The 24,474-nt window shown below is 71.4% G+C and carries 26 protein-coding genes; 16 read left to right on the top strand and 10 right to left on the bottom strand.

The window, feature by feature from the left end; all coding sequences use genetic code 11:
- Window positions 1–229: 229 nt before the first annotated feature.
- Window positions 230–1,228, bottom strand: coding sequence for an LLM class flavin-dependent oxidoreductase (locus NE236_RS15275; RefSeq protein ID WP_252842628.1), 999 nt, complete (start codon window positions 1,226–1,228; stop codon window positions 230–232).
- Window positions 1,229–1,451: 223 nt separating this feature from the next.
- Between NE236_RS15275 and NE236_RS15270 the strand changes: the two genes are divergently transcribed.
- The 3 genes from NE236_RS15270 to NE236_RS15260 all read left to right on the top strand — a co-directional run bounded on the left by NE236_RS15270 (window position 1,452) and on the right by NE236_RS15260 (window position 3,743).
- A complete protein-coding gene (locus NE236_RS15270; RefSeq protein WP_252842627.1) occupies window positions 1,452–1,943 on the top strand; it encodes a PNPOx family protein in 492 nt (163 codons plus the stop codon).
- 138 nt (window positions 1,944–2,081) lie between these two features.
- Entirely contained in the window at window positions 2,082–3,041 is a 960-nt protein-coding gene (gene holA, locus NE236_RS15265; RefSeq protein WP_252842626.1) for a DNA polymerase III subunit delta, read from the top strand.
- Between the two features lie 195 nt (window positions 3,042–3,236).
- Window positions 3,237–3,743, top strand: coding sequence for a hypothetical protein (locus NE236_RS15260; protein WP_252842625.1), 507 nt, complete (start codon window positions 3,237–3,239; stop codon window positions 3,741–3,743).
- 105 nt (window positions 3,744–3,848) lie between these two features.
- Here NE236_RS15260 and rpsT read toward each other — a convergent pair whose 3' ends face one another.
- A complete protein-coding gene (rpsT, locus tag NE236_RS15255; protein WP_252842624.1) occupies window positions 3,849–4,118 on the bottom strand; it encodes a 30S ribosomal protein S20 in 270 nt (89 codons plus the stop codon).
- Between the two features lie 223 nt (window positions 4,119–4,341).
- Between rpsT and lepA the strand changes: the two genes are divergently transcribed.
- The 3 genes from lepA to hemW all read left to right on the top strand — a co-directional run bounded on the left by lepA (window position 4,342) and on the right by hemW (window position 8,363).
- The gene (gene lepA, locus NE236_RS15250; RefSeq protein ID WP_252842623.1) at window positions 4,342–6,162 is read left to right on the top strand and encodes a translation elongation factor 4; all 1,821 of its coding nucleotides are present in this window, start codon (window positions 4,342–4,344) and stop codon (window positions 6,160–6,162) included.
- 94 nt (window positions 6,163–6,256) lie between these two features.
- Entirely contained in the window at window positions 6,257–7,102 is an 846-nt protein-coding gene (locus tag NE236_RS15245; protein ID WP_252842622.1) for an LLM class F420-dependent oxidoreductase, read from the top strand.
- A gap of 52 nt (window positions 7,103–7,154) precedes the next feature.
- Window positions 7,155–8,363 (top strand): radical SAM family heme chaperone HemW, encoded by a 1,209-nt coding sequence (hemW, locus tag NE236_RS15240; protein WP_252842621.1) that lies wholly within the window; start codon window positions 7,155–7,157, stop codon window positions 8,361–8,363.
- 10 nt (window positions 8,364–8,373) lie between these two features.
- Here hemW and NE236_RS15235 read toward each other — a convergent pair whose 3' ends face one another.
- From NE236_RS15235 to NE236_RS15215, 4 genes are all read right to left on the bottom strand, one after another.
- Window positions 8,374–9,081: a DUF4870 domain-containing protein gene (locus NE236_RS15235; RefSeq protein WP_252842620.1), complete on the bottom strand. Its 708-nt coding sequence runs from the start codon at window positions 9,079–9,081 to the stop codon at window positions 8,374–8,376.
- Window positions 9,082–9,089: 8 nt separating this feature from the next.
- Window positions 9,090–9,734, bottom strand: coding sequence for a DUF4870 domain-containing protein (locus tag NE236_RS15230; protein WP_252842619.1), 645 nt, complete (start codon window positions 9,732–9,734; stop codon window positions 9,090–9,092).
- Window positions 9,735–9,835: 101 nt separating this feature from the next.
- Entirely contained in the window at window positions 9,836–10,657 is an 822-nt protein-coding gene (locus tag NE236_RS15225) for a DUF3097 domain-containing protein (RefSeq protein ID WP_252842618.1), read from the bottom strand.
- A 251-nt stretch (window positions 10,658–10,908) separates the two neighbouring features.
- Window positions 10,909–11,730, bottom strand: a complete 822-nt coding sequence (locus NE236_RS15215) for an MBL fold metallo-hydrolase (RefSeq protein WP_252842617.1) — start codon at window positions 11,728–11,730, stop codon at window positions 10,909–10,911.
- A gap of 135 nt (window positions 11,731–11,865) precedes the next feature.
- Here NE236_RS15215 and hrcA point away from each other — a divergent pair, with 135 nt between their 5' ends.
- Complete coding sequence (gene hrcA, locus NE236_RS15210) at window positions 11,866–12,879, top strand: heat-inducible transcriptional repressor HrcA (RefSeq protein ID WP_252842616.1); 1,014 nt, start codon at window positions 11,866–11,868, stop codon at window positions 12,877–12,879.
- Window positions 12,880–14,013, top strand: a complete 1,134-nt coding sequence (gene dnaJ, locus NE236_RS15205; RefSeq protein WP_252842615.1) for a molecular chaperone DnaJ — start codon at window positions 12,880–12,882, stop codon at window positions 14,011–14,013.
- 48 nt (window positions 14,014–14,061) lie between these two features.
- Here dnaJ and NE236_RS15200 read toward each other — a convergent pair whose 3' ends face one another.
- Complete coding sequence (locus NE236_RS15200) at window positions 14,062–15,531, bottom strand: MFS transporter (RefSeq protein ID WP_252842614.1); 1,470 nt, start codon at window positions 15,529–15,531, stop codon at window positions 14,062–14,064.
- A gap of 126 nt (window positions 15,532–15,657) precedes the next feature.
- On the opposite strand from NE236_RS15200, the gene NE236_RS15195 reads away from it, so the two are divergent.
- Both NE236_RS15195 and NE236_RS15190 read left to right on the top strand, forming a co-directional pair.
- On the top strand, window positions 15,658–16,773 hold the full coding sequence (locus NE236_RS15195) for an Lrp/AsnC family transcriptional regulator (RefSeq protein WP_252842613.1): 1,116 nt from the start codon (window positions 15,658–15,660) through the stop codon (window positions 16,771–16,773).
- Complete coding sequence (locus tag NE236_RS15190) at window positions 16,770–17,501, top strand: 16S rRNA (uracil(1498)-N(3))-methyltransferase (RefSeq protein WP_252842612.1); 732 nt, start codon at window positions 16,770–16,772, stop codon at window positions 17,499–17,501. Before NE236_RS15195 ends, NE236_RS15190 begins: the two co-directional genes overlap by 4 nt.
- 8 nt (window positions 17,502–17,509) lie before the next feature.
- Here NE236_RS15190 and NE236_RS15185 read toward each other — a convergent pair whose 3' ends face one another.
- Together NE236_RS15185 and NE236_RS15180 are read right to left on the bottom strand one after the other, a co-directional pair.
- Window positions 17,510–18,160 (bottom strand): hypothetical protein, encoded by a 651-nt coding sequence (locus NE236_RS15185; protein WP_252842611.1) that lies wholly within the window; start codon window positions 18,158–18,160, stop codon window positions 17,510–17,512.
- A complete protein-coding gene (locus tag NE236_RS15180) occupies window positions 18,160–18,699 on the bottom strand; it encodes a SigE family RNA polymerase sigma factor (protein WP_252842813.1) in 540 nt (179 codons plus the stop codon). Before NE236_RS15180 ends, NE236_RS15185 begins: the two co-directional genes overlap by 1 nt.
- A 313-nt stretch (window positions 18,700–19,012) precedes the next feature.
- On the opposite strand from NE236_RS15180, the gene NE236_RS15175 reads away from it, so the two are divergent.
- The 6 genes from NE236_RS15175 (at window position 19,013) to era (ending at window position 23,755) form a co-directional block, all read left to right on the top strand.
- Window positions 19,013–19,363, top strand: a complete 351-nt coding sequence (locus NE236_RS15175; protein ID WP_252842610.1) for a histidine triad nucleotide-binding protein — start codon at window positions 19,013–19,015, stop codon at window positions 19,361–19,363.
- Window positions 19,364–19,480: 117 nt separating this feature from the next.
- Window positions 19,481–20,527, top strand: a complete 1,047-nt coding sequence (locus NE236_RS15170; protein ID WP_252842609.1) for a PhoH family protein — start codon at window positions 19,481–19,483, stop codon at window positions 20,525–20,527.
- A 91-nt stretch (window positions 20,528–20,618) separates the two neighbouring features.
- Window positions 20,619–21,101, top strand: a complete 483-nt coding sequence (gene ybeY / locus NE236_RS15165; protein WP_252842608.1) for an rRNA maturation RNase YbeY — start codon at window positions 20,619–20,621, stop codon at window positions 21,099–21,101.
- Window positions 21,098–22,408, top strand: coding sequence for a hemolysin family protein (locus NE236_RS15160; RefSeq protein ID WP_252842607.1), 1,311 nt, complete (start codon window positions 21,098–21,100; stop codon window positions 22,406–22,408). Before ybeY ends, NE236_RS15160 begins: the two co-directional genes overlap by 4 nt.
- A 42-nt stretch (window positions 22,409–22,450) precedes the next feature.
- Complete coding sequence (locus NE236_RS15155; protein WP_252842606.1) at window positions 22,451–22,780, top strand: cytidine deaminase-like protein; 330 nt, start codon at window positions 22,451–22,453, stop codon at window positions 22,778–22,780.
- Window positions 22,781–22,831: 51 nt separating this feature from the next.
- Window positions 22,832–23,755, top strand: coding sequence for a GTPase Era (gene era / locus NE236_RS15150; RefSeq protein WP_372494347.1), 924 nt, complete (start codon window positions 22,832–22,834; stop codon window positions 23,753–23,755).
- Here era and NE236_RS15145 read toward each other — a convergent pair.
- Window positions 23,746–24,204 (bottom strand): hypothetical protein, encoded by a 459-nt coding sequence (locus NE236_RS15145; protein WP_252842605.1) that lies wholly within the window; start codon window positions 24,202–24,204, stop codon window positions 23,746–23,748. The genes era and NE236_RS15145 overlap by 10 nt on opposite strands.
- Between the last annotated feature and the right edge of the window lie 270 nt (window positions 24,205–24,474).

Below are 24,474 nucleotides of genomic sequence, written 5' to 3'. Positions count from 1 at the left end.
CTGCCGCGCGAGCGTGCATGGGCCGTTCGCGGGAGCGGGCCGTCACCGGCGAGTCGCCTTCGCGGCGGCGTCAGACCGCCTGGTTGATCGCCCAGAGATCGTGCGCGTCGAAGTTCCGTGGGAAGACGCTGCCGTCTTCGGTCTCATGTGGCAAAGGGGCCACGGGCCTGATCGGATTAGGTCCGTGGCCCCGGGTCGCGCGACGTCAAAGGGCGGTCAGGACCGGCGATCAGTCCGTGTTGAGGGCCTCCTTGACCAGTTCGTACGACCGCAGGCGCGCGGCCGGGTCACCGACGTTCGTGGAGATCATCAGTTCGTCCGGGCGGGTGCGGTCGAGGAGTTCGAGGAGTCCCTTGCGAACCGTCTCCGGGCCGCCGACCACGTGCGACTCGGTGATCATGCCGATGGCCTCGCGCTCCTGCGGGGTGTACGGATACGCCAGCGCCTCATCCGGCGTCGGCAACAGGCCCGGCTTGCCGGCCCGCAGGCGCAGCATCGACAGACCCATCGGGGCGGCCAGCCGTTCGGCCTCCTCGTCCGTCTCGGCGCAGACGACGGCGGCGGTGACCATGACGTGGGGCCGGGACATGGATTCCGACGGCTGGAACGTCGAGCGGTACAGCTCGAGCGCGGGCTCGGTGAACCGCGCGCTGAAGTGGTGGGCGAACGCGAAGGGCAGCCCGAGCGTCCCCGCGAGTTGTGCGCTGAAGCCGCTCGATCCCAGCAGCCAGATCTCCGGCGGGTTCTCTCCGGCGGGCACCGCCCTGATCCGCGGCGACGAACCATCGAGGAAGGCCCTCAGCTCGGCCAGGTGGCGGGGGAAGTCCTCGACGTCCAGGTCGGCGGTCCGCCGCAGCGCGTAGGCGGTGGCCTGGTCGGTTCCGGGCGCCCGGCCGATGCCGAGGTCGATGCGGCCGGGGTGCAGCGCCTCGAGCATGCCGAACTGCTCCGCGACGACCAACGGCGCGTGGTTGGGCAGCATCACCCCGCCCGAGCCGACCCGCAGGGTCGACGTCGCCTCCGCCAGGTGCGCGATCAGCACGGGAGGTGAGGAACTCGCGATGCCCGGCATGTTGTGGTGTTCGGCGACCCACAGCCGGTGGTAGCCCAGGCGTTCCACCGCGCGGGCCAGGCCGATGCTGGCCCGCAGTGCGGCCCCCGGCGTCGTTTCCGAGCTCACCGGAACGAGGTCGAGGACGGACAGGGGAAGTTCTCGAAGTTCGGCCACCCTCGAACAACCCGCCGTGGAATCCGGGGATTCCCGGCTGTCGTCCGGATCACACCGGACCTCACCGGAAAATGGCGCGGCCCAGGCGGACGGCCTCGCGTGAGGGAGCCCGTCGCGTCAGGACCCATCGACGTCCCGGTCGGCGACGCCGGCGACGGCGTCGGGTGCGCGCGGATGGGCCCCGCCGATGGCTCACTCGTCGTGATCACGGCATCATTGGACAATGCCCCGAGGAATCTCCAGTGCTCCCCGTCCGCACGGGTTCCTGCTCCGTGTCGTGCGTACGCCCCTGTGGTTCTACCATCACGATCTCGGCTTCCTGTTGGGGAAGCGATTCCTCTATCTGGCGCACCAGGGCCGGCTGAGCGGACTCCGTCGGGAGACGGTCCTGGAAGTGGCGCGGCTCGACCACGAGACCGGTGAGGTCATCGTCTTCTCGGGCTGGGGAAACCGCGCCGACTGGGTCAAGAACCTCCGGGTGGGCCGCGCCCTGGAGATCAGGATCGGGCATCTCCGCCTCACCGAACCGGAGCATCGCTTCCTGCCGGACGAGGAGCGCCGGGCCGTGCTGGTCGCCTACCAGGAGGCCCACCCGCTGACCTGGCGGACCCTCGCCCGGCTGATGGGCCTGCCGAAGGATCCCAAGAACGACGACATCGGCGACCTGCGCGCCGTGGCCTTCCGTCCGAGCCGCTGGGGCGACCCGGACCGGTAGACCCGCGGGGGAATCGGCGGACGGTCGGGATCCGCACAGGCCCCACGCCGCCACGCCGTCCCCTTTCCGGGCCAGGACGCCGCCCGGATCCGGCGCTCGGCGGGGCCACCGTGGTGCCGGGCATGGCATGCTGCATGCGTGTCTTCCGAACGTCTCACCCTGGTCGTCGGCGACGAGGAACTACTCGCGGACCGGGCGATCGGCGACGTCGTCGCGGCCGCCCGTGCCCGCGAACCGGACGTCGAGGTTCAGGAGCTGACCCCCGCCACGCTCGCGCCGGGCGCGCTGGCGGAGCTGACCTCGCCGTCGCTGTTCGGCGGCGGGCGTGTCGTCGTGCTCCGCGCGGCGCAGGACTTCGGCAAGGACCTGGTCGCCGAGATCGGACGCTATGCCGCCCATCCCGCCGACGACATCGACCTGGTCGTCGTGCACGCGGGCGGCGCCAAGGGCAAGGCCCTGCTCGACGCGCTCACCAAGGCGGGTGCCCGCAAGGTCACCTGCCAGAAGATCACGAGGCCGGGTGACCGCATGAGCTTCGTCCGCGCCGAGGTGCGCCGCGCCGGCGGGAGCATCGGCGAGGACGCCGCGCGTACTCTCCTCGACGCGGTCGGCACCGATCTGCGGGAGCTGGCCAGCGCGTGCAGTCAGCTGGTCGCCGACACCGGCGGCAGGATCAACGACGAGGCGGTCGCTCGCTATCACCGGGGACGCGCGGAGGTCAGCGGGTTCAACGTCGCCGACCGGGCGGTGGAGGGGAAGCTCGCCGAGGCACTCGAACAGCTCCGCTGGGCGCTGGCCACAGGCGTCGCCCCGGTGCTGATCACGAGTGCGCTCGCCCAGGGAGTGCGGTCTCTCGCCAAGGTGGGCGGCGCACCGCGCGGCCTGCGCGGGGCCGGGCTGGCCAAGGAGCTCGGAATGCCGCCCTGGAAGGTCGACCGGGTGCGTGCGCAGCTGCGCGGCTGGGAGCCGGCCGGGGTGGCGCGTGCGCTGCAGGTCGTCGCCGAGACCGACGCCCAGGTCAAGGGCGGCGGTGCCGATCCGGCGTACGCGCTGGAGAAGGCGATCGCCCAGATCGTCGCCGCGCGCGCCGGGCGCTGACCGCGCCGCAGGCGGCATCCTCCGTCGGCACCGGAGTGTTCCAGCGGCCGATCAGACCGTCGGCGGAGCGAACAGGGCCTTGGCGGAGTTCGGCCGGCCGTGGCCGTACTGCCGGTCCTCCCTCGGCCGGGAACGGGGAACGGCCCGGCGATAAATCCCTTTCCTCCTGCTTGCCGCGTGCTCCACCCTGCCTCCATGAACAGAATCGAAGAGCCGCGTCTCGGCGTCGACTTCGGGAGGGTCATCCAGGGAGGCGCGGCGGAATCAGGAGAGGAGGACACCGTCTTCCTCGACGGCGGCCCGGAGGAGGCGATGCGCACGCCGGCGACACCCGGGGTGTTCGACGTCCTGCCACGCCTCGTCGCGCTATTCGGCGGCCGGGCCTGGGTGATCTCCAAGTGCGGGGAGCGCGTCCAGCGACGCACCCTGCAGTGGCTCGACCACCACGACTTCTACCGGCGTACGGGCATACCGCGCGGCAACGTGCGCTTCTGCCGCAGACGCGCCGACAAGGCCGTCCACTGCGCGGAACTCGGCATCACCCACATGATCGACGATCGGCTCGGCGTGCACACCGCGCTGCGGGACCTGGTGCCGTACCTGTACCTGTTCGGCCCGCAGGGCTCTCCGCCACCCGACTGGGTACGGGCCACGCCGACCTGGGCCGACGTCGAGCATGCGATGACGCCGACGAACATGTGACCGCGTCCGCCGTCGTACGGGAGCACAACGACGCCCCGGCCGTACGAGGGCATGCCAACGCCGCGCCCGGTCGAACAGGCGCGGCGTGCGACGCGTCAGCGGGCCTTACTTGGCCTGCAGGGCGGCGGCGCGCTTGGCGATCGCCGACTTGCGGTTGGCGGCCTGGTTCTTGTGGATGACGCCCTTGCTGGCGGCCTTGTCGAGCTTGCGGGTCGCGTTGCGCAGCTCGGTCAGGGTGGCCTCGGAGTCACCGGACTCGGCGGCCTCACGGAACTTGCGGATCGCGGTCTTGAGCTCGGACTTGACCGCCTTGTTGCGCAGGCGAGCCTTCTCGTTCTGCTTGTTCCGCTTGATCTGGGACTTGATGTTCGCCACGAAAGAAGCCTCAGGTCTTAGGTCGATGGGATGGGGGCGCGGGACCTGTCGCGCCCACACGCAGTGGAACAGACTACCAACCTCACCGGCCGCTACCAAAACCGACCCGGTCGGCCGGGTCGGTTCGGCGTCCGTCCGCGCGGACGGGAGCCGCGCGGCGGGAGCATGGCGCGGGGCATGGGACCATGGAAGACGCAAGATCCGTCACTTCTTGAGGAACCCGGTGCCGCTCGTACCGAACCAGACCGATCCCGCGGTGATCCGCAACTTCTGCATCATCGCGCACATCGACCATGGCAAGTCGACCCTCGCCGACCGCATGCTGCAGTTCACTGGCGTGGTCGAAGAGCGTCAGATGCGCGCCCAATATCTCGACCGGATGGACATCGAGCGCGAGCGCGGCATCACCATCAAGAGCCAGGCCGTGCGCCTGCCGTGGAAGGACCACGTCCTCAATCTGATCGACACGCCCGGCCACGTCGACTTCTCGTACGAGGTGTCGCGGTCGCTGGCGGCGTGCGAGGGGGCCGTGCTGCTCGTCGACGCGGCGCAGGGCATCGAGGCGCAGACGCTGGCCAATCTCTACATGGCGCTCGAGGCGGACCTGCACATCATCCCGGTGCTCAACAAGATCGACCTGCCCGCCGCGCAGCCGGACAAGTACGCCGACGAGCTGGCCGGCATCATCGGCTGTGACCCGTCCGAGGTGCTGCGCGTCTCCGGCAAGACGGGCGAGGGCGTCGAGGAACTGCTCGACAACATCGTCGCGACCGTACCGGCGCCCGTGGGCGACCCGGACGGACCGCCCCGCGCGCTGATCTTCGACTCGGTGTACGACACCTACCGCGGTGTCGTGACGTACGTCCGGGTGATCGACGGGCATCTGTCCCGGCGCGAGAAGAGCATGATGATGTCCACGAAGGCCGCACACGACACCCTCGAGGTGGGGGTGATCTCGCCGGAGCCCAAACCGGTCACCGGTCTCGGCGTCGGCGAGGTGGGCTACCTCATCACGGGGGTGAAGGACGTCCGCCAGGCCCGCGTGGGCGACACGGTGACGAGCGTGTCCGGCGCGGCGGTGAAGCCGCTCGGCGGCTACCAGGATCCGAAGCCGATGGTCTTCTCCGGCCTGTACCCGGTGGACGGCGACGACTACCCGGAGCTGCGCGACGCCCTCGACAAGCTCCAGCTGAACGACGCCGCGCTGATCTACGAGCCGGAGACGTCCCTGGCGCTCGGTTTCGGGTTCCGCTGCGGATTCCTCGGCCTGCTGCACATGGAGATCGTGCGCGAGCGGCTGGAACGGGAGTTCAACCTGTCGCTGATCTCCACCGCGCCGAACGTCGTCTACCGCGTGGCCATGGAGACCGGGCAGGAGCACCGGGTCACCAACCCGAGCGAGTTCCCCGAGGGCAAGATCGCCGCGGTGTACGAGCCGATCGTGAGGGCGACGATCCTGTCGCCGAGCGACCACATCGGCGCGATCATGGAGCTGTGCCAGAGCCGGCGCGGCGTGCTGCTCGGCATGGACTACCTGTCGGAGGACCGCGTCGAGATCCGCTACACGATGCCCCTCGGCGAGATCATCTTCGACTTCTTCGACCAGCTGAAGTCGCGGACCCGCGGGTACGCCTCACTCGACTACGAACCCAGCGGCGAGCAGGAGTCCGATCTCGTCAAGGTCGATATCCTGCTGCAGGGCGAGTCGGTCGACGCCTTCAGCCAGATCGTGCACAAGGACAAGTCGCGCGAGTACGGCCTGATGATGACGGCCAAGCTCAAGGAGCTCATCCCGCGCCAGCAGTTCGAGGTCCCGATCCAGGCGGCGATCGGCGCGCGGATCATCGCCCGGGAGAACATCCGCGCCATCCGCAAGGACGTCCTCGCCAAGTGCTACGGCGGTGACATCTCCCGTAAGCGCAAGCTGCTGGAGAAGCAGAAGGAAGGCAAGAAGCGGATGAAGACGATCGGCCGGGTCGACGTCCCGCAGGAGGCCTTCGTCGCCGCGCTGTCGACCGGCTCGGCCGCGGACAAGAAGAAGTAACCGCGTCCGAGGATCGCCTCCACCGGGCGGCTCTTCGGATCGCCTCCGTCGGGGCATTCTCACCCTGAGTAGCCGAGACCGAGGGGGAGAGACGATGGTGGACGTCGGCCGGGTGGGGATCTTTAGCATCGAGCTCCGGAACGACGAGCGGAGCGCCGCGGGCCGGATCCGCGAGGCGGCGGCCGAGTTGGAAGAGCTCGGGTACGGCGCGATCTGGCTCGGCGGAAATGCCGGCGTGCACCACGCCGTGCCGTTGCTGGAGGCGACCTCCCGGATCGTCGTCGCGACCGGGATCCTCAACATCTGGGAGTACGACGCGGCCGACGTCGCGGCGCGGCAGAAGGCCGTGTCGGCGGCGCATCCCGGCCGGTTCCTGCTCGGTCTGGGCGCGAGCCATGCCGGCTTCGTCAAGGGCTACCAGAAGCCCTACTCGGCGATGGAGGGGTATCTCCATCGTCTCGACGCCGCCGGGGCGCCGCCCTCGGAGCGCGTCCTGGCCGCGCTCGGCCCGCGCATGCTGAAGCTGTCCCGGGACCACGCGGCAGGCGCCCACCCGTACCTCGTGACCCCCGAGCACACGGTGAGGGCACGGGAGATCCTCGGCCCGGACCGCCTGCTCGCCCCGGAGGTCAAGGTGGTGCTCGAGACCGACCCCGACCGGGCGCGCGCCATCGCCCGGCGGCACCTGGACGTGTATCTGCGGCTGCCCAACTACACCAACAACCTGCTGCGACTCGGCTTCACCGAGGACGACTTCGCCGAGGGCGGCAGTGATCGGCTGATCGACGCGACCGTGGCGTGGGGGGACCTCGAGGCGGTGCGGCGACGGGTCGCCGCGCACCGCGAGGCGGGCGCCGACCACGCCGCGCTGCAGGTCCTCACCGACGACGGGAGCGGGCTGCCCCGGGACCAGTGGCGGGACCTGGCCGCCGTGCTCTGACACCGCCGAGCCCCCGTTCCGGGCATCCGTCCGATGACGGCAGACTTGACGGGTGCCCTCCACTCTGCCCGACGGCGATCCGGTCCCGAGCGACGGCGCACTGCCCGGGAGCGCCCTCGACGGGCTCGGTGACCGTCCGTTCGGCTTCTACGTGCACGTGCCCTTCTGCGTCACCCGCTGCGGCTACTGCGACTTCAACACCTACACGGCCACCGAACTGCGGGGCGCGTCACGCGAGGCGTACGCCGACACGGCGATCACCGAGATCCGCCTCGCCCGCCGCGTGCTCGGCGACGCCGACCTGCCCGTCCAGACCGTTTTCGTCGGAGGCGGCACGCCCACCCTGCTGCCCGCCGACGACCTGGGCCGGATCCTCGACGCGATCGACAAGGAGTTCGGGCTGGCGGCGGACGCCGAGGTGACGACCGAGGCCAATCCCGAGACGGTCGATGCGGGCTACCTCGCACGCCTCCGGGAGGCGGGCTTCACCCGCATGTCGTTCGGTATGCAGAGCTCTCGTGAGCACGTGCTGGCCGTCCTGGACCGTACGCACACCGCGGGCAGGCCGCAGCAGTGCGTCCGGTGGGCCCGGGAGGCCGGGTTCGACCACGTCAACCTCGACCTGATCTACGGCGCGCCGGGGGAGAGCGACGCCGACTGGCGGGCCAGCCTGGACGCCGCGCTGGAGGCCGGCCCCGACCACGTCTCGGCGTACGCCCTGATCGTCGAGGAGGGCACCCGGCTGGCCGCCCAGGTCCGGCGCGGAGAGGTGGCCGCCCCGGACGACGACGCCATGGCCGACCGTTACCTCGCCGCCGAGCAGGCGCTCGGCGGCCAGGGCCTGCGCTGGTACGAGATCTCCAACTGGGCGGCGGACGAAGAGTCCCGCTGCCGCCACAACCTGCTGTACTGGACCGGCGGCGACTGGTGGGGGATCGGTCCCGGCGCGCACAGCCACGTCGGCGGCACCCGCTGGTGGAACGTCAAGCATCCCGCCGCGTACGCCGCCCGGCTCACGGCCGGCACCACTCCGGCCCACGCCCGGGAGATCCTCGACGCCGCCGACCGCCGGTTCGAACGCGTCATGCTGGAGCTGCGGCTGGCCGAGGGCTGCCCGCTGAACCTGCTGGACGATGCCGCCGTCCGCGGCGCGGTCGCGGACGGGCTGCTGGTCCCGGAGGCGTACGACGCGGGACGCGCGGTGCTGACCCTGCGCGGACGCCTGCTGGCCGACGCGGTCGTCCGTGACCTGACCCCCTGAGGGGCCTCGATCACTTGACCATCGGCCAGCACAGCCACCTCGGGATGACGTACGGCTGGGCCTTGCCGGCCCGTACGGCGGCGAGGATCAGATAGATCAGGTGCGCAACGCCGTACACCAGGAGCGCCGGGAGGACGAGGATCGCGCCGAATCCGAACGTGACGACGATCAACAGGATCGAGCCGAACGTCAGGATCAGGCTGGTGAGTGCAAGGTTCAGTGCTTGCGCGCCGTGGTGGCGGACGAACGGAGACCGGTCCTTACGGGACAGGTAGACGATCAGCGGCGCGACGAACCCGATCGCGAACTGCCCGACGTAGGCGAGGATCGCCCACGTCGTGTCGTCGGCCGCCGTGATCCCCGGGGCGGGGAACGGAGGCCCGTAGCCGTACGGGACGGGAGGCCCGCCGTACGGCGGACCGGGCGGGTTCGGCGGGCCGCCGTATGGAAGAGGCTGTGGCGGTCCGCCGTAGGGCCGTCCGTAGGCCGGCGGCTGCCCGTACGTCCCCGGCGGTGTCTGCGGGCCGCCATAGGGCGGCGGCTGGTGTGGTGCGCCGTCGTGGGGCGGCCCGCCGGGCGGGGCGCCGTGGGGGTGCGCGTACGGTCCCGGCCACGGCCCGCCGGGCGCCATGTCGTACGGACCCGGATCCGGCGGCTCGAATCCGGGTTTGGGGTCCGGGGGCTCGAAACCGGGCCGGGGATCCTGGGGTTCGCTCATGCGCGGCCCTACCGGAGGATCGGCCAGGCGGCGATCGAGGGCAGGCGGTACCACTCGCAGCGGTTCGCGCCGATCGCCGCCTTCACGACGCAGAAGAACTCGATGGCGATCACCGCCAGCGTGATGAGCAGCCCGGTCATGCCGACGAAGTACGTCACCGCGAAGGCGACGAGGTTGCACGCGGTCATGGCGATGGACAGGTTGAGCGCCTGGACGGCGTGGAACCGCGCGAACCGCGAGGAGCGGCCCTTGGCGAGGTAGACGATCGCCGGCGCGATGAACCAGGCCACGAACATCCCCACGTAGGCGGGAACGGCCCACCTCTCGTCCTCGTCCGTGACAGGTCCGCCGGTCGGCGTCGGCTCGCGGCGCCGCTTCGCGGGCTGGGGCGGGCCGTGTCCCGCGGCCGGAAGGGCGTGCTGCTGGGGGGGCGCGCCGTACGGCTGCTGCTGGTAGCCGTACGCGCCCTGGTCGTACCCGCCCGGGGCGTATCCGGGCTGGGCGTGCGGCGACGGCCCGTGGCCCCGGACCGCGGGCCGTCCATGGCCCTGGCCTCCATGGCCGGGCCCGTACGCCTGGCCTCCCGGCCCGGGGCCGTAACCCGGACCGCCGAGGCCAGGGCGTCCATAGCCCGGTTGCTGGCCATAGGTCATGTTGGTGTCCCTTCCGGCGGAACATCGAGAAATAGCGGTCGGTGACCGAAGAGGTCGGCAGTCTATGAGACGTACGCCGCCGGAGATTGGTTGCGCCGACCTCACCCCTGGTTCGGCACGGTGACGAAGTCGATCAGCTCCTCGACCCGGCCGAGCAGCTCGGGCTCGAGATCGATGTAGGCGCGGACCCGGCCGAGGATCGCCTGCCACACCTCGCCCGGCTCGCCCTTCCATCCGAGTGCGGCGATGACGCCCTCCTTCCACGGAGTACCACGCGGGATCCGCGGCCATCCCGGGATGCCGAGCACCGAGGGCTTGACGGCCTCCCAGATGTCGATGAAGGGGTGGCCGGTGACGAGCACGTACGGCGAGGAGACCTGGTCGGCGATGCGGCTCTCCTTGGATCCGGCCACGAGATGGTCGACGAGCACGCCCAGCCGCCGCTCCGGTCCCGGGCCGAACTCCTCGACGATGTCCGGAAGGTGGTCGACGCCCTCGAGGTACTCGACGACGACGCCTTCGACCCGCAGGTCGTGCCCCCAGATCTTCTCGACGAGCTCGGCGTCGTGGCGGCCCTCGACGTAGATCCGGCTCTCCCGCGCGACCCGCGCCCGCAGGTTCGGCACGGCGATCGAGCCGGAGGCCGACCGCGCCCGGCCCGGCGCCCGTACGGGACGGACGAGCGTCACCGGCTTGCCGTCGATGAGGAACCCCGCCTTGGCCAGCGGGAACACCCGGCGCTTGCCGAACCGGTCCTCCAGGGTCACCGCGTCCTTCTCGCAGGCGACGACGGCGCCGCAGAACCCGCTCGCCGGATCCTCGGCGACCAGACCGGGCTCGGCGGCGACCTCGGGGATCTGGCCCTTCCGCGGGCGGCGCCAGTCGCCGGACAGAACGTCGCGTCCATAGTCTTTGCTCCCCACGCGTCGCACCGTACCGGTCCGGGGGCGAGCGGGTCAGCCGGCCGCGCGCCCACCGCCGGGTCCGGGTCGGTTCGCTCCGGTGAACGGTGCTCCGGGTCGAGGGCGGCCCCATCGGGCGGCCGCCAATCCGGGTCCGGGTCGGTTCGGCGGGGCGGGCGGCGTTCCGGGTCCAGGGCGGCCCGGTCGGGGGACCGTCCATCAGGGTCCGGGCCCGCCCGGTCGGGCGGACGGCGAACCGGGCCCGGGGCGGCTCAGCCGGGGGTGGGCCGGTCGTCCGGGCCGGGTCGCCGGTCCAGGTGGTCGTGGCCGCGCCGCACCGCGTCCCGCAGCGTTTCGGCGGGATACGGCCAGTCGCCCGCCGCCAGGGCCTCCTCGACGTCCAGTCCCGCGTCGTGCGTCTCCCCGATCCGGCGGGCCACCAGGTCGATCTCCTCCCGCTGCCGGGCGGCGAAGCCCGGATCCACGGGCGCGCCGTGGCCGGGCACGAGCACGCCGTCCACGGTCCGCAGCAGCGCCGCGAGAGTGGCCGGCCACTCGAGCGGGAAGGAGTCGGCGCCGTACGCCGGAGGGCCGGACTGCTCGACAAGGTCGCCGGCGAACATGCACCGCGCGTCGGACGCCCACACGACGAGGTCGCCGTCGGTGTGGCCCCGGCCGAAGTGCCGCAGCTCGACGACACGGTCGCCCAGGTCGAGTTCGGCGCGGTCGGTGACGAGCCGGTCCGGCGCGAGCAGGAGGTCGGTCTCGACCTTCTCCGCCCACCCGGGGAACTCACGCGCCAGCATCGGCCGCGCGGTCCGCGCGAGGTAGCCGGGCAGTGACGCGTGTCCCCAGCGCTCCCCGGCGAACGCGGCGTTGCCGAAGCAATGGTCGAAGTGGCCGTGGGTGTTGACGACGATGGGGTTCTCGACGCCGAGCAGGCGAAGGTCGTCGCGCAGGCGCACGCCCTGTGCGACACTCGCGCGGGTGTCGATGACGACGGCGCCGGCCGCCCCGACGATGACCCCCACGGTCACGTCGAAGTCGGAATAACGGCGTTGAAAACAGCGTTCCGCAACTTCGTGCCAGGTCACACCAGTGACTCTGCCACGCCCGACGCGAGAACGTGATCCACCGCCGTCTCCTCCTGCGTGCCGCCGAGCCGTACACTTGGCACTCAGAGGAGAAGAGTGCCAGATTGAAGGGCTGCGGACACGGGAGGTGAGTGCGTGCTCGACGATCGAAAGCTGGCCGTGCTGCGAGCCATCGTTGAAGATTACGTGTCCACCCACGAACCGGTGGGTTCCAAGGCACTGGTCGATCGGCACAACCTCGGCGTCTCGCCGGCCACGATCCGCAATGACATGGCCGTGTTGGAGGAGCAGGGCTACATCGCCCAGCCCCACACGAGCGCGGGGCGTGTGCCGACCGACAAGGGATACCGGCTGTTCGTCGACCGGCTGTCCACGATCAAGCCGCTGTCCGCGGCCGAGCGGCGCGCCATCGAGACGTTCCTCGCCAACGCCTACGACCTCGACGACGTCGTGAGCCGCACGGTCCGGCTGCTGGCGCAGCTGACGCGGCAGGTCGCCGTCGTGCAGTACCCCTCGCTGACGCGGTCGTCGGTGCGGCACGTCGAGCTGGTGCCGATCGCGACCCAGCGGCTGCTGCTCGTGGTCATCACCAACACCGGCCGTGTCGAGCAGCGGGCCATCGAGACGCACGAGGACGTCCCGGACGAGGCGATCGCGCACCTGCGTGCGCTGCTCAACGCCCGCCTCGACGGGTGCTGGCTCACCGACGTCCCCGACGTCCTCGCCGACCTGACGGAGCAGGTGCCGGTCGGCGAGCGGCCCCTGGCCGCGACGGTGCTGTCGGTTCTCCTCGAGAGTCTCGTGGAGAAGCACGAAGAGAAGATAATCATCGGCGGCGCGGCGAACCTCGCGCGCGCCGACTTGTCCCAGAGCCTCCGCGACGTGCTGGAGGCCCTGGAAGAACAGGTCGTCCTGATGCGACTGCTCGGCGAGGCGGGGGACCCCTCCAGCCTCACCGTGCGGATCGGCACCGAGAACCCGCACGAGGGCCTGCGCACGACCTCGGTGGTCGCCACCGGATACGGCGCGGGCGACCAGGCCGTGGCCCGGCTCGGCGTGCTCGGTCCGACGCGGATGGACTACCCCGGGACGATGGGAGCAGTACGCGCAGTGGCACGTTACGTCGGTCAGATTCTGGCGGGGTCGTAAGTGGCGAACGACTACTACGCGACCCTCGGGGTGCGCCGTGACGCCGGCGCGGACGAGATCAAGAAGGCATACCGGAGGCTCGCGCGCGAGCTGCACCCGGACGTGAACCCCGATCCGGCCACCCAGGACCGGTTCAAGGAGATCACCCAGGCGTACGAGGTGCTCTCCGACCCGAAGAAGCGCGAGATGTACGACCTGGGCGCCGACCCGTTCGCCGCCGGCGGCGCCGGCGCGGGAGCGGGCGGCTTCGGCGCCGGCTTCCCGTTCAGCGACATCATGGACGCGTTCTTCGGGAACGCCACCCAGCGAGGACCGCGCAGCCGGGCCCGCCGGGGCCGCAACGGCACCGTGCGCGTGGAGCTGGACCTCGCCGAGACGGCGTTCGGCACCACGAGGGAGCTCACGGTCGACACCGCGGTCGTGTGCGACAACTGCTCGGGCGCGGGTACGGCCCAGGGCACGCACCCCGAGACGTGTGACATGTGCCACGGCCGGGGCGAGGTGCAGCAGGTCACCCGCTCGTTCCTCGGCCAGGTGATGACCTCCCGCGCCTGCCCGCAGTGCGGCGGCTACGGCACCATGATCCGTACGCCGTGCCCGGAGTGCTCCGGCGACGGACGGGTCCGCACCCGCCGGACGATCAAGGTGCGCATCCCCGCCGGCGTCGAGAACGGCACCCACATCCAGCTCGCCGGTGAGGGCGAGGTCGGACCCGGTGGCGGCCCGGCCGGCGACCTGTTCCTCGAGATCGTCGAGCGCCCGCACCCGATCTTCGAACGGGAGGGCGACGACCTGCACTGCACCGTCCAGATCCCGATGACGGCGGCCGCGCTCGGCACGTCGCTGACGGTCGAGACCCTGGACGGCCCCGAAGAGATCGACCTCCGGCCCGGCACCCAGTCCGGCCAGGTCATCCCGATGTACGGCCGGGGCATCAAGCACCTCAACGAGAACGGCCGCGGCGACCTGATGATCCACGTGAACATCGAGACGCCCACCAAGCTCGATGAGGAGCAGGAGGAGCTGCTGCGCAAGCTGGCCGGCCTGCGCGGCGAGGAGCGCCCGCCGGGAAAGTTCTCCCCGGGCCAGCAGGGCTTCTTCTCCCGCCTGCGTGACGCGTTCAACGGCCGCTGAGGTCTTGGGAACGGCCCCCGCCTCCTCCGGAGGAGGCGGGGGCCTTCGTCATGCGTGAGCGGGTTCGGCCGACTCCGAGGCCGCCTCACGCGTGCGCATCAGCGCGGCGGTGACACCCGCCGCCGCGAGCAGCCCGGCCGCGAGCCAGAACACGAGCCCGGCGGCGTGCAGCGACGCGGTGCCGGGCGTGCCGCCCGCGCGCGTGCCGGTGGCCAGGGAGTGGAAGAAGACCGTCCCGAGCAGCGCGATGCCCAGGGTGCCGCCGAACTGCTGCACGGCGTTGAGTAGGCCCGCAGCCGACCCGGTCTCGTGCGGGCGTACCCGCGTGAGGGCGGTGGTGAAGAACGGAACCGTGAACAGCCCGTTCCCGACACCGCACAGCGCCAGCGCGCACGGCAGCGGCCAGGGGTACGCCCCCGGCCGCGCACCGGCGTAGACGGCGATCGCGGACAGGAGCCCGGCGAGCATGACGGCCACCCCGACGAACATCATGCGCGATCCATGGCGGGGCACCAGACGCGTCCCCGAGACCCAGGAGGAGATCGCCATGCCGCACGACCACGGCAGCAGCGTGAGCCCGGCCGTGAGAACGTCGTCGCCCAGACCGACCTGCACCTGCACCACGACAACGAGCATCAGCCCGTTCATCACCGCGAAGAACAACGTCGAGGTCGCCAGCGCGGCGGGGAAGCCCCGGTCACGGAACAGGCTCGGCTCGACCAGCGGCCGACCGCCGCGCCGGGTTCCGTACCGCTGCTGGAGGCCGAACACCACCAGGACGACGACCCCGGCGGCCATCGCCGTCCGGCCGCCGGCCGACAGGCCCGCGGTGCCACCCTGGATCAGGGGGTAGACGACCAGCCCGGCCCCGGCGATCGCCAGCACCGTGCCGGGCAGGTCCAGGCGCGGCCGCACCGCCGCCCTGTCCTCGCGCAGGAGCGGAACCGCGGCCAGCACGGCGGCGGCGAGCGGGACGTTGACGAGGAACACCGCCCGCCACGACGAGCCGAACAGGTCGGCGTGCGTGAGTACCGCTCCCAGCACCGGTCCACAGATCGCGGCCAGTCCCATGACCGGCCCGATGCTCCCCATCGCCCCGGCCAGTTCGGCGCCGTCGAACATGGCGCGGATCAGCCCGATCGTCTGCGGGATGATCAATGCGGCGGCGGAGCCCTGGACGGCCCGCGCGGCGATCAACGCCGTGGCGTCGGGCACCAGCGCGCAGCACAGCGACGCGAGGCTGAAGCCCGCCACCCCGACCGCGAACATGCGCCTGCGCCCGGCCATGTCGCCCAGCCGGCCGCCCATGATCAGCAGCACGGCGAACGGCAGGGTGTAGGCCGCGCTGAACCACTGCATGCCGGACTCGGCACCGCCGAGGTCGGCGTGGATGACCGGCGCGGCGACCTGCACGATCGTGGCGTCCAGCAGGTTCATCGCCTCGGCGGCCAGCAGGACGGCCAGCGCCGCCCAGCGCCACCGGTACGCCGCTCCCACCGCCGCTTCCCGTATCTCCATCGATTCTTCCCTCCGGTCAACCTGATGTCGCGGTCCAGCGTGGAATGGACGGCCGGGTCGTTCCATCCACGGAGCGATATCGGCGGCTTCTTTCCATCGAGGCCGGATCGGATGGAAGATCTGTCCATGCTCGACGACCTCGACCGCGGTGTCATCCACGCCCTCCACATCGACGGGCGGGCGCCGTTCAGCCGGATCGCCGCGGCCCTCGGCGTGTCCACCCAGACCGTGGCGCGCCGCTACCGGCGACTGCGCGCCGAGGCGGGCCTGCGCGTGGTCGGCCTGGCGGAGTCCCGTCAGGCCGGGCAGACCCAGTGGATGATCCGGCTCACCACCACGCCGGCCACCACCCAGGCCCTCGCGTACTCTCTCGCCCGGCGGCCGGACACCTCATGGGTCAAGCTCGTCTCGGGCGGGACGGAGATCTTCACCATCGTCCACGCGCCGCACGGCGTGGCGGTCTCCCGCGCGCTGCTGCTGCGCGACATCCCGCGCCGGGCCGGGATCACGGCGGTCTCCGCGCACTGCATGCTGCACAGCTACCTCGGCGGCCCCACCGCCTGGCGGGGGATCGCCCAGGCCCTCAGCGACCGGCAACAGGCGCAACTCCGCCCGGCCCGCGAGCCCGCCACCGCTCCGTTCCCCGCGCCCGCAGCCCCGGTCCACGATCCCTCCGTCGCTTCCGTCCGCGAGCCCGCGAAGGCTCCTCCCCGCGCGACCGCCGACGCCCCGACCCGCGAACCCGCCACCCCGGCCGGGCGCCGGGCGCCGGCGCGTGCGGACCGGGACCTCCTCGACGCGCTCCGCCGCGACGGCCGCGCCTCGTACGCCGAACTGGCCGCCGCCACCGGCTGGTCACAGGCGACCGTGGCGCGCCACCTCACCGACCTCCGTTCCCGGGGGACGGTCTTCTTCGACGTCGAGATCGATCCGGCGCTCCTCGGCGCCACCACCCAGGCCCTGCTGTGGATGGCCGTCGCGCCGGCACGCCTGGACCACGTCGCGACGACCCTCGCCGGCCACCCGGAACTGGCCGTGGTCGCCGCCACCACCGGCCCCACCAACCTCCTCGCCCAGGCGCTCTGCGCCGACCCGGCCGAGCTGCACCACTACCTGACGCGGCGCCTCGGCGCCCTCGACGGGATCCACACCCTCGAGACCGCACCGATCCTGCACACGATCAAGGCGGCCGGCTCGCTCGACCCGGCCGTCGCCCGTACCCCCCTACGATCGGTGCCATGAGCCCACCCGTCTTCCTCATCGACCCCTCCCGCCTCGAGTCCGACCGGATCGTCCTGGACGGGCCCGAGGGGCGCCACGCGGCAGCCGTGCGCCGGCTGCGGGCGGGGGAGCGGGTCGACCTGAGCGACGGGGAGGGCCGGCTGGTCGAGTGCGTCGTCACCTCGGCCGAGCGGGACAGCCTTCACCTGGAGGCGCGCGCCCGTCGCCACGTTCCCCGGCCGGAACCCCGGATCGTGGTGGTGCAGGCGCTGCCCAAGGGCGACCGGGGAGAACTGGCGGTCGAGATGATGACCGAGGTGGGCGTCGACGTCATCGTGCCGTGGTCGGCCGCCCGCTGCGTCACGCAGTGGCGGGGCGAACGCCGCGCCAAGGCGCTCGGACGATGGCGCAGCACCGCCCGTGAGGCGGCCAAGCAGAGCCGGCGCGCATGGCTGCCCGAGGTGACCGAGCCGGCCGACACGGCGGCGGCGGCCGAGCGCGTCACCGGCGCCGCGCTGGCCGTGATCCTGCACGAGGAGGCGGAGCGGCCGCTCAGCCGGGTCGACGTCCCGGCCACCGGCGACATTGTCGTGGTCGTCGGCCCGGAGGGCGGGCTGACCGACGACGAGCTCGCCGCGTTCGAGGCCGCGGGTGGAACACCGGTGCTCCTGGGCCCGACCGTCCTGCGCACCTCCACCGCGGGGGTGGCGGCGGCCGCCGTGCTGCTCAGCCGCACCGGCCGCTGGTAGACGTCACATCACGGCGACGACTGCGTGGACGGCTGCTGGGCCCCGTTGGTCGGCGCCTCGCTCGTCGGGGTCTGCTGCGTCGGCGAGGTGACGGGCGGCGGGCTCGCGGCCTGTGACGTGGGCGGAGAGGTCACCGTGTCCGGGCGGCAGGTGACCTGCGGTGAAGGACTCACGCTCGCCGTCTGGCCGTCGGTCGAACCGGGCGGCGGCTTGATCGGGTCCTCACCCGGCGGGCACTTGCGCCCCGTGATGACGTGGGCGCCGGACGGCGTGGTCGGGGCCCACGTCGGATGGGGCGCGGCACTCATCCCCGAATGGGACGGGTTGACCGGGGGTGCGGCGGTCACCGCGTGCTGCCCGCCGGCCACCGACGTGCCGCCGTCCTGCCGATCCTCCGGGCTGAAGTGCCCCGTCTGAACGAAGGTCTTGAGTGCCGGGGTCGCCGACACGGCGGCCCCCGCGACCACGATCGCGGCGGCCACGGCCGCCAGCGGGCGTAGCCACGGGATGGCGAACCAGGCGCCGAAGCGCCGCTCGCGCTTCTTGCTTATCTTGCCGCGGATCTGCTCAAGCCCCTCTGGAGAGGGCGTGACCGCTTCCGCTTCCGCGTGCAAGACACGGCGTAGACGCTCGCCGTACTCGTCGAAGGGTTCGGTCATTAAAGCTTCTCCAGAACGCTGCGTAGCGCGGCCATCCCGCGCGCGGTATGGCTCTTGACGGCTCCCCGGCTGATCCCCATGGTGTTGGCGATCTCCGCCTCGGACAGATCACCGTAGTAGCGCAGCACCAGCGCCTCCCGCTGTCGGGTGGGCAGCCCGCCCAGCGCCTTGACCACGGCGGTGCGCTCGAGCTCGACGATCGCGCCGTTCTCGGCGCTCGGCGCGTCCGGCAGGCCCTTGGGAGCGTACTTCTCGACGACGGCCCGGTGCCGCAGTACGGATCGTGACCGGTTGACCACCGACTGCCGGAGGTACGACAGCGCCTTCTCCGGATCGCGCAGCCGCCGCCAGGCCCCGTGCATGGCGACGAACGCGTCCTGAACCACTTCCTCCGCCGTCGCGAGGTCGCGCACCAGGAGGGCGCTGAGTCGCACGAGGGAGCGGTAATGGGCGCTGTAAAGCGCGGTAACCGCCTGGTCAGCGTCCCAGGCCACGGCTACCGCGCCCGTCGTTCCTCTGGCCACGAGGGTCTCGGTCACATCAGTGGGACGCGTGCCCTCGCCGTCAGGTTTACGAAAGGGCATGCCTCGTCTCGCCTTATCCGCCCGTCAGTGCCGTCATCGGCTGTCGTCTTCATTGGACGAACGCCGTGCCCCAGCAAGTTCGCGCGAACGTCACCCGGCTCTGGATTTACCGAACGGATCCGGCGCTGGGGGTTCGCGTGAGAGCAACGATAACCAGACAAGGGAGTGTCTTGGCCAGAGTTACACGCCCGCACGCGTAACGATTCGCAGACGACAGCGGCCTCCCATGCCGCGATAACATGCGCTGGTCCCGGCGAAGGAGAGTGCATTGACGGAACAGGACTGCTTGTTCTGCAAGATCGTGTCGGGTGAGGTGCCCGCGGACGTGATGCGGGAGTCGGACCGGACGATCGCGTTCCGTGACATCAACCCGCAGGCGCCGACGCACGTGCTCGTCATCCCGCGGGAGCACCATCCGACCGCGGCTGCGCTCGCCTCCTCCGACGGCGACCTGCTCGCCGAGCTGATCCGGGAGGCGCACCGGGTGGCCGTCGCGGACGGCGTCGACGAGACCGGTTACCGCGTCGTCTTCAACACCGGTTCCGGCGCTGGACAGACCGTCTTCCACGTGCACGCGCACGTACTCGGAGGCCGCGGGCTGGGCTGGCCGCCGGGATGAGCCGGCCGTCCCCGCGTGATCGGAAAATGAGTGGTGCAGGCCGGTAACATGGGTGACACGCAGCCGAAGACCCGACGTGACCGGAAGGCAGGGGCGAAGAGGCCGCAAGGCCGCGCTATGGCCGAATCAACTCATACCGATGCCGCGCCCGACGGCGCGCGTACGCAGATCAAGATCGTGATCCCGGACGACCACTCCATGGTCGCCCTGCTCGGTTCTCGCGACGAGCTCCTCGACGTGGTGGAGCGAGCCTTCGACAGCGACGTCCACGTACGCGGCAACGAGATCACGATCACGGGTCGCTCGGAAGAGACCGAGCTCGCCGCCAAGCTCTTCGAGGAACTGCTCGACCTGCTCAAGAGCGGCACTCCCATCACCCCCGACGCGATCGAGCGCAGCATCGCGATGCTGCGCGCCGAGACGTCAGAGCGGCCCGCCGAAGTGCTCACCCTCGACATCCTTTCGTCGCGGGGCCGCACCATCCGTCCCAAGACGCTGAACCAGAAGCACTACGTCGACGCGATCGACCGGCACACCATCGTGTTCGGCATCGGACCGGCGGGCACCGGCAAGACCTACCTGGCCATGGCCAAGGCCGTGAAGGCCCTGCAGGCCAAGGAGGTCAACCGCATCATCCTGACCCGCCCGGCCGTCGAGGCCGGTGAGCGTCTGGGCTTCCTGCCGGGCACCCTGTACGAGAAGATTGACCCCTACCTGCGGCCGCTGTACGACGCGCTGCACGACATGGTCGACCCCGACTCGATCCCCCGCCTGATGGCCGCCGGCACCATCGAAGTGGCGCCCCTCGCATACATGAGGGGCCGGAGCTTGAATGACTCCTTCATCATCCTCGATGAGGCGCAGAACACCTCGCCGGAGCAGATGAAGATGTTCCTGACCCGGCTCGGCTTCGGGTCCAAGGTCGTCGTGACCGGTGACGTCACCCAGGTCGACCTGCCCTCGGGGCAGCAGAGCGGCCTGCGGGTCATCCAGGGCATCCTCGACGGGCTGGACGACATCGCCTTCTGCACGCTGACGAGCAAGGACGTCGTGCGCCACAAGCTGGTGAGCGCCATCGTCGACGCGTACAGCCGCTACGACGCGCAATCCGGCCCGATCAATCAGGGCGCGTCGAGCCGCGGTACCCGCAAACGGGGGCGCTGACAGTGAACCGGAGTGAGCCCGCCGCAGCGAGCGGAGTGGAGGGCCGAGGGATGAGGTTCTCCGCGAAGCGAGTGAGAAGGGCGAGCGACCAATGAGCATCGAGGTCCTGAACGAGTCCGGCGCGGCGGCGGACGAGACCGCCCTGTCGGCCCTGGCCGCGCACGTGCTGGAGAGGCTGCGGGTGCATCCGCTCGCCGAGCTGTCGATCGTCCTCGTCGACGAGGACGCGATGAGCGAGCTACACGAGAAGTGGATGGGCGAGCCGGGCCCCACCGACGTGCTGTCCTTCCCGATGGACGAGCTGCGGCCGGGCCACGTGTCCGGTGGGGCCGAGGACGCGCCGCCGGACCCGGCGCTGCTCGGTGACGTCGTGCTGTGCCCGACCGTCGCGGCGAGGCAGGCCAAGACGGCCGGTCACAGCACCGAGGACGAGCTGCATCTGCTCTGCACCCACGGCATCCTGCATCTGCTCGGCTACGACCACGCCGAGCCCGAAGAGCACAAGGAGATGTTCGGCCTGCAGGCTGAGCTGCTCGCCTCTTGGCGTGAGGCTCGGTCCCGGCCCTCCTCATGACCGCTGTTCAGGGTTGGTTGATCGTCGGCGCCGCCGCGCTGGTGGCGGTCGCCGGTCTGTTCGCGAGCGCCGAGACCGCGCTCGCCCGGATCTCCCGGGTCCGGGTGGAAGAGATCGTGCGCGAGGAGCGGCGGGGGGCCCGGCAGCTCGCGGAGGTCGTCGCCGACCCGCCGCGCTACCTCAACCTCGTGCTGCTGTTGCGGGTGAGCTGCGAGCTGACCGCGACGGTCCTCGTCGCAGACCTGTGCATCACGTGGCTGGGCGCGAACTGGCGCGCGTACCTCACGGCCGCCGCCGCCATGATCGTCGTCAGCTACATCGCCGTCGGCGTCTCGCCGCGCACGCTCGGCCGCCAGCACGTCGACCGCGTCGCGCTGGCCGGCGCGGCGGTGATCCACCCGCTGGCCCGCGTCCTGGGGCCGCTGCCACAACTGTTGATCCTGCTCGGCAACGCCCTCACGCCCGGTCGCGGGTTCCGCGAGGGGCCGTTCGCGTCAGAGGCCGAGCTGCGGGACCTCGTCGACCTCGCCGAGCAGCGGCGGCTCATCGAGCCGGACGAGCGCGAGATGATCCACTCGGTGTTCGAGCTGGGTGACACGCTCGTGCGCGAGGTGATGGTGCCGCGCACCGACATCGTGTTCATCGAGCGCGACAAGACGCTGCGGCAGGCGCTGTCGCTCGCGTTGCGCAGCGGGTTCTCCCGGATTCCGGTGGTCGGCGAGAACGAGGACGACGTGGTCGGCATCGCCTACCTCAAGGACATCGTCCGCCGCAGCCACGAGTTCCGCGAGGGCGAGTCGGTCGAGAAGGTCGAGTCGATCATGCGGCCGGCGACGTACGTCCCGGACAGCAAGCCCATCGACGAGCTGCTCCGCGAGATGCAGGCCCGCCAGATCCACTGCGCCATCGTCATCGACGAGTACGGCGGGACCGCGGGCCTGGTCACCATCGAGGACATCCTCGAGGAGATCGTCGGGGAGATCACCGACGAGTACGACCAGGAGCCGCCCCGCGTGGAGCGGCTGCCCGACGGTTCCGCGCGGGTCACGGCCCGGCTACCGGTGGAGGACCTGGCCGAGCTGTTCGGCGTGGAGATCGAGGTGGACGAGGTCGAGACCGTCGGCGGTCTGCTGGGGCACGCGCTCGGCCGGGTGCCGATCGCCGGGTCCCGGGCGAAGGTGTCGGGGCTGCGGTTGACCGCCGAGAGCCTGGTCGGCCGCCGCAACCGCATCAGCACCGTCCTGGTGGAGCGGATCCCCGCCGAGGAGTCCGAGGCGGAGCAGGAGCCCGAGAACGTCGAGGCCTGACCCCCACCGCGGTCGCCGGACGCGGGAAGTACGCTGGGGCGCGTGAGCGAGCTGGATCCGGAAGACGCGAAGATCATCACCTTGGCCCGGTCGACGCGGGCCCGTGCCGGGTCCGCGGAGGGCGCCGCGGTCCGGGACGAGACCGGCCGCACGTACGCCGCCGCGACGGTGGAGCTGCCCTCGCTGAAGCTGACGGCGTTGCAGGTGGCCGTGGCGATGGCGGTGTCCAGCGGAGCGGAGAGCCTGGAGGCCGCCGCCGTCGTCACCGAGGCCGCCGCTCCCGATGTCGCGGCGGTCCGTGACCTCGCCGCCAAGGCGCCGGTGCTCGTCGCGGGCCCGGACGGCGCCGTACGGACCGTGCTGGCGGACTGATCGCCGCATGTGCTGTCGGACCCTGGCGCGGAATACGGGACAATCGACGATGTGACCTCGCCCCAGACTTCGACCGGCACCCGCTTCCGATCCGGGTTCGCCTGCTTCATCGGGCGTCCCAACGTGGGCAAGTCCACGCTGATGAACGCCCTCGTCGGGACCAAAGTGGCGATCACCAGCAACAAGCCGCAGACCACGCGCCGTGCCATCCGCGGCATCGTGAACCGGCCCGACGCCCAGCTGGTCATCGTCGACACGCCGGGACTGCACAAGCCTCGCACGCTGCTGGGGGAGCGGCTGGACAGCCTGGTCCGCTCCACGCTGAGCGAGGTCGACGTCATCGGCTTCTGCGTCCCCGCGAGCGACCCGGTCGGGCCGGGGGACCGCTTCATCGCGGCGGAGCTGGCCCAGGTGAAGAAGACGCCGGTCATCGCGATCGTGACCAAGACCGACCTCGCCGACCGAAAGCAGGTCGCCGAGCAGCTGCTGAAGGTCTCCCGGCTCGGAGACTGGGCCGACATCGTGCCGTGTTCGGCCGAGTCGGGCTACCAGCTCGACGTGGTCAGCGACCTGCTGACCGCCCGGCTGCCCGAGGGCATGCCGCTGTACCCCGAAGGCGAGCTGACGGACGAGCCTGAGCACATCCTCGTGGCGGAGCTCATCCGCGAGGCCGCGCTGGAGGGCGTGCGCGAGGAGCTCCCGCACTCGATCGCCGTCGTGGTCGAGGAGATCAGGCCGCGCGAGGACCGTGACGACCTGATCGACGTCCAGGCGTGGCTGTTCGTCGAGCGCCCCAGCCAGAAGGGCATCGTCATCGGGCCCAAGGGCGCACGGCTGAAGGACGTCGGCACCCGCGCCCGCAAGCAGATCGAGGCGCTCCTCGGCACCAGGGTCTACCTCGATCTGCGGATCAAGGTGGCGAAGGACTGGCAGCGTGACCCGAAGCAGCTGCGCCGCCTCGGTTTCTACGACTGAGGGTGTTCGCGCGCCAGCGCGGCCAGGCCGAGGGCCAGCACGGCCACCGACGCGAGGACGGCGATCCAGAACCCCCAGGTGATCGACTCGGTCACGCCCTCATCGCCGAGGGTCACGCCCCGGTGGAAGACCGCCAGGAGGCTGAGGGCTCCGGGGATCGCCGCGTACGGGATGAAGCGCTCGTGCACGGCCCGGCCCGCCAGGGCGAGGCCGAGGGCCGCCATGCCGGCGAGCACGACGATCTCCCCGTGCGGCCCGGCCAGCCCGTACGTGGCGTGCGCCCGGGAGGCCGGCATTCCCTCCAGGACGCTCCGCCCGAGGTCGGGAGTGCGCCAGGTGGTCCACGGCAGGAAGAGCGACAGGAGGAGGAGTGCCGCCGCGCCGATCAGTGTGACGCCGACGTACTCGGCGAGGCTCTTGTGCGGGGCCGCGGCCGGTTGTTCGGGCACGGCCGGTACCTGAGGTGGCGTGAACCACGCCTGAGGCGGTCTCGGCGAAGCCGTGCCGTCCGGATCCGGCCCGGCCTCCGGGGCCGTCGCGCGCACTCTCCGGGCGTCGGATGCTGGGGGCGAGGAGGGCGAGGCGTCGGACAGGGGATGGTCACCAGGCGGGGTGGTCATGGCGCGGGAGCCTAACGTCCGGCGGCCGAAGAGATCGGGAACATCGGAGATTCGGTCGTCCTCGTGACCGGCGAGGACGGGCGCGGCAGCGGCGGGCGC

The sequence above is a fragment of the Actinoallomurus purpureus genome (assembly GCF_024055795.1).
Classification (GTDB): domain Bacteria; phylum Actinomycetota; class Actinomycetes; order Streptosporangiales; family Streptosporangiaceae; genus Actinoallomurus; species Actinoallomurus purpureus.
The sequence above is the reverse complement of the archived record's forward strand: the minus strand, read 5'-3'. Positions and strand labels throughout refer to the sequence as shown.

Bases quoted from the DNA above. Each gene is read 5' to 3' on its own strand.
- NE236_RS15245 (WP_252842622.1), top strand. From the start codon at position 6,257: ATGGTGGACGTCGGCCGGGTGGGGATCTTTAGCATCGAGCTCCGGAAC.
- NE236_RS15235 (WP_252842620.1), bottom strand. From the start codon at position 9,081: ATGAGCGAACCCCAGGATCCCCGGCCCGGTTTCGAGCCCCCGGACCCC.
- NE236_RS15270 (WP_252842627.1), top strand. From the start codon at position 1,452: ATGCCCCGAGGAATCTCCAGTGCTCCCCGTCCGCACGGGTTCCTGCTC.
- NE236_RS15185 (WP_252842611.1), bottom strand. From the start codon at position 18,160: ATGACCGAACCCTTCGACGAGTACGGCGAGCGTCTACGCCGTGTCTTG.
- NE236_RS15160 (WP_252842607.1), top strand. From the start codon at position 21,098: ATGACCGCTGTTCAGGGTTGGTTGATCGTCGGCGCCGCCGCGCTGGTG.
- ybeY (WP_252842608.1), top strand. From the start codon at position 20,619: ATGAGCATCGAGGTCCTGAACGAGTCCGGCGCGGCGGCGGACGAGACC.
- NE236_RS15230 (WP_252842619.1), bottom strand. From the start codon at position 9,734: ATGACCTATGGCCAGCAACCGGGCTATGGACGCCCTGGCCTCGGCGGT.
- NE236_RS15170 (WP_252842609.1), top strand. From the start codon at position 19,481: ATGGCCGAATCAACTCATACCGATGCCGCGCCCGACGGCGCGCGTACG.
- NE236_RS15195 (WP_252842613.1), top strand. From the start codon at position 15,658: ATGCTCGACGACCTCGACCGCGGTGTCATCCACGCCCTCCACATCGAC.
- NE236_RS15190 (WP_252842612.1), top strand. From the start codon at position 16,770: ATGAGCCCACCCGTCTTCCTCATCGACCCCTCCCGCCTCGAGTCCGAC.
- NE236_RS15260 (WP_252842625.1), top strand. From the start codon at position 3,237: ATGAACAGAATCGAAGAGCCGCGTCTCGGCGTCGACTTCGGGAGGGTC.
- NE236_RS15200 (WP_252842614.1), bottom strand. From the start codon at position 15,531: ATGGAGATACGGGAAGCGGCGGTGGGAGCGGCGTACCGGTGGCGCTGG.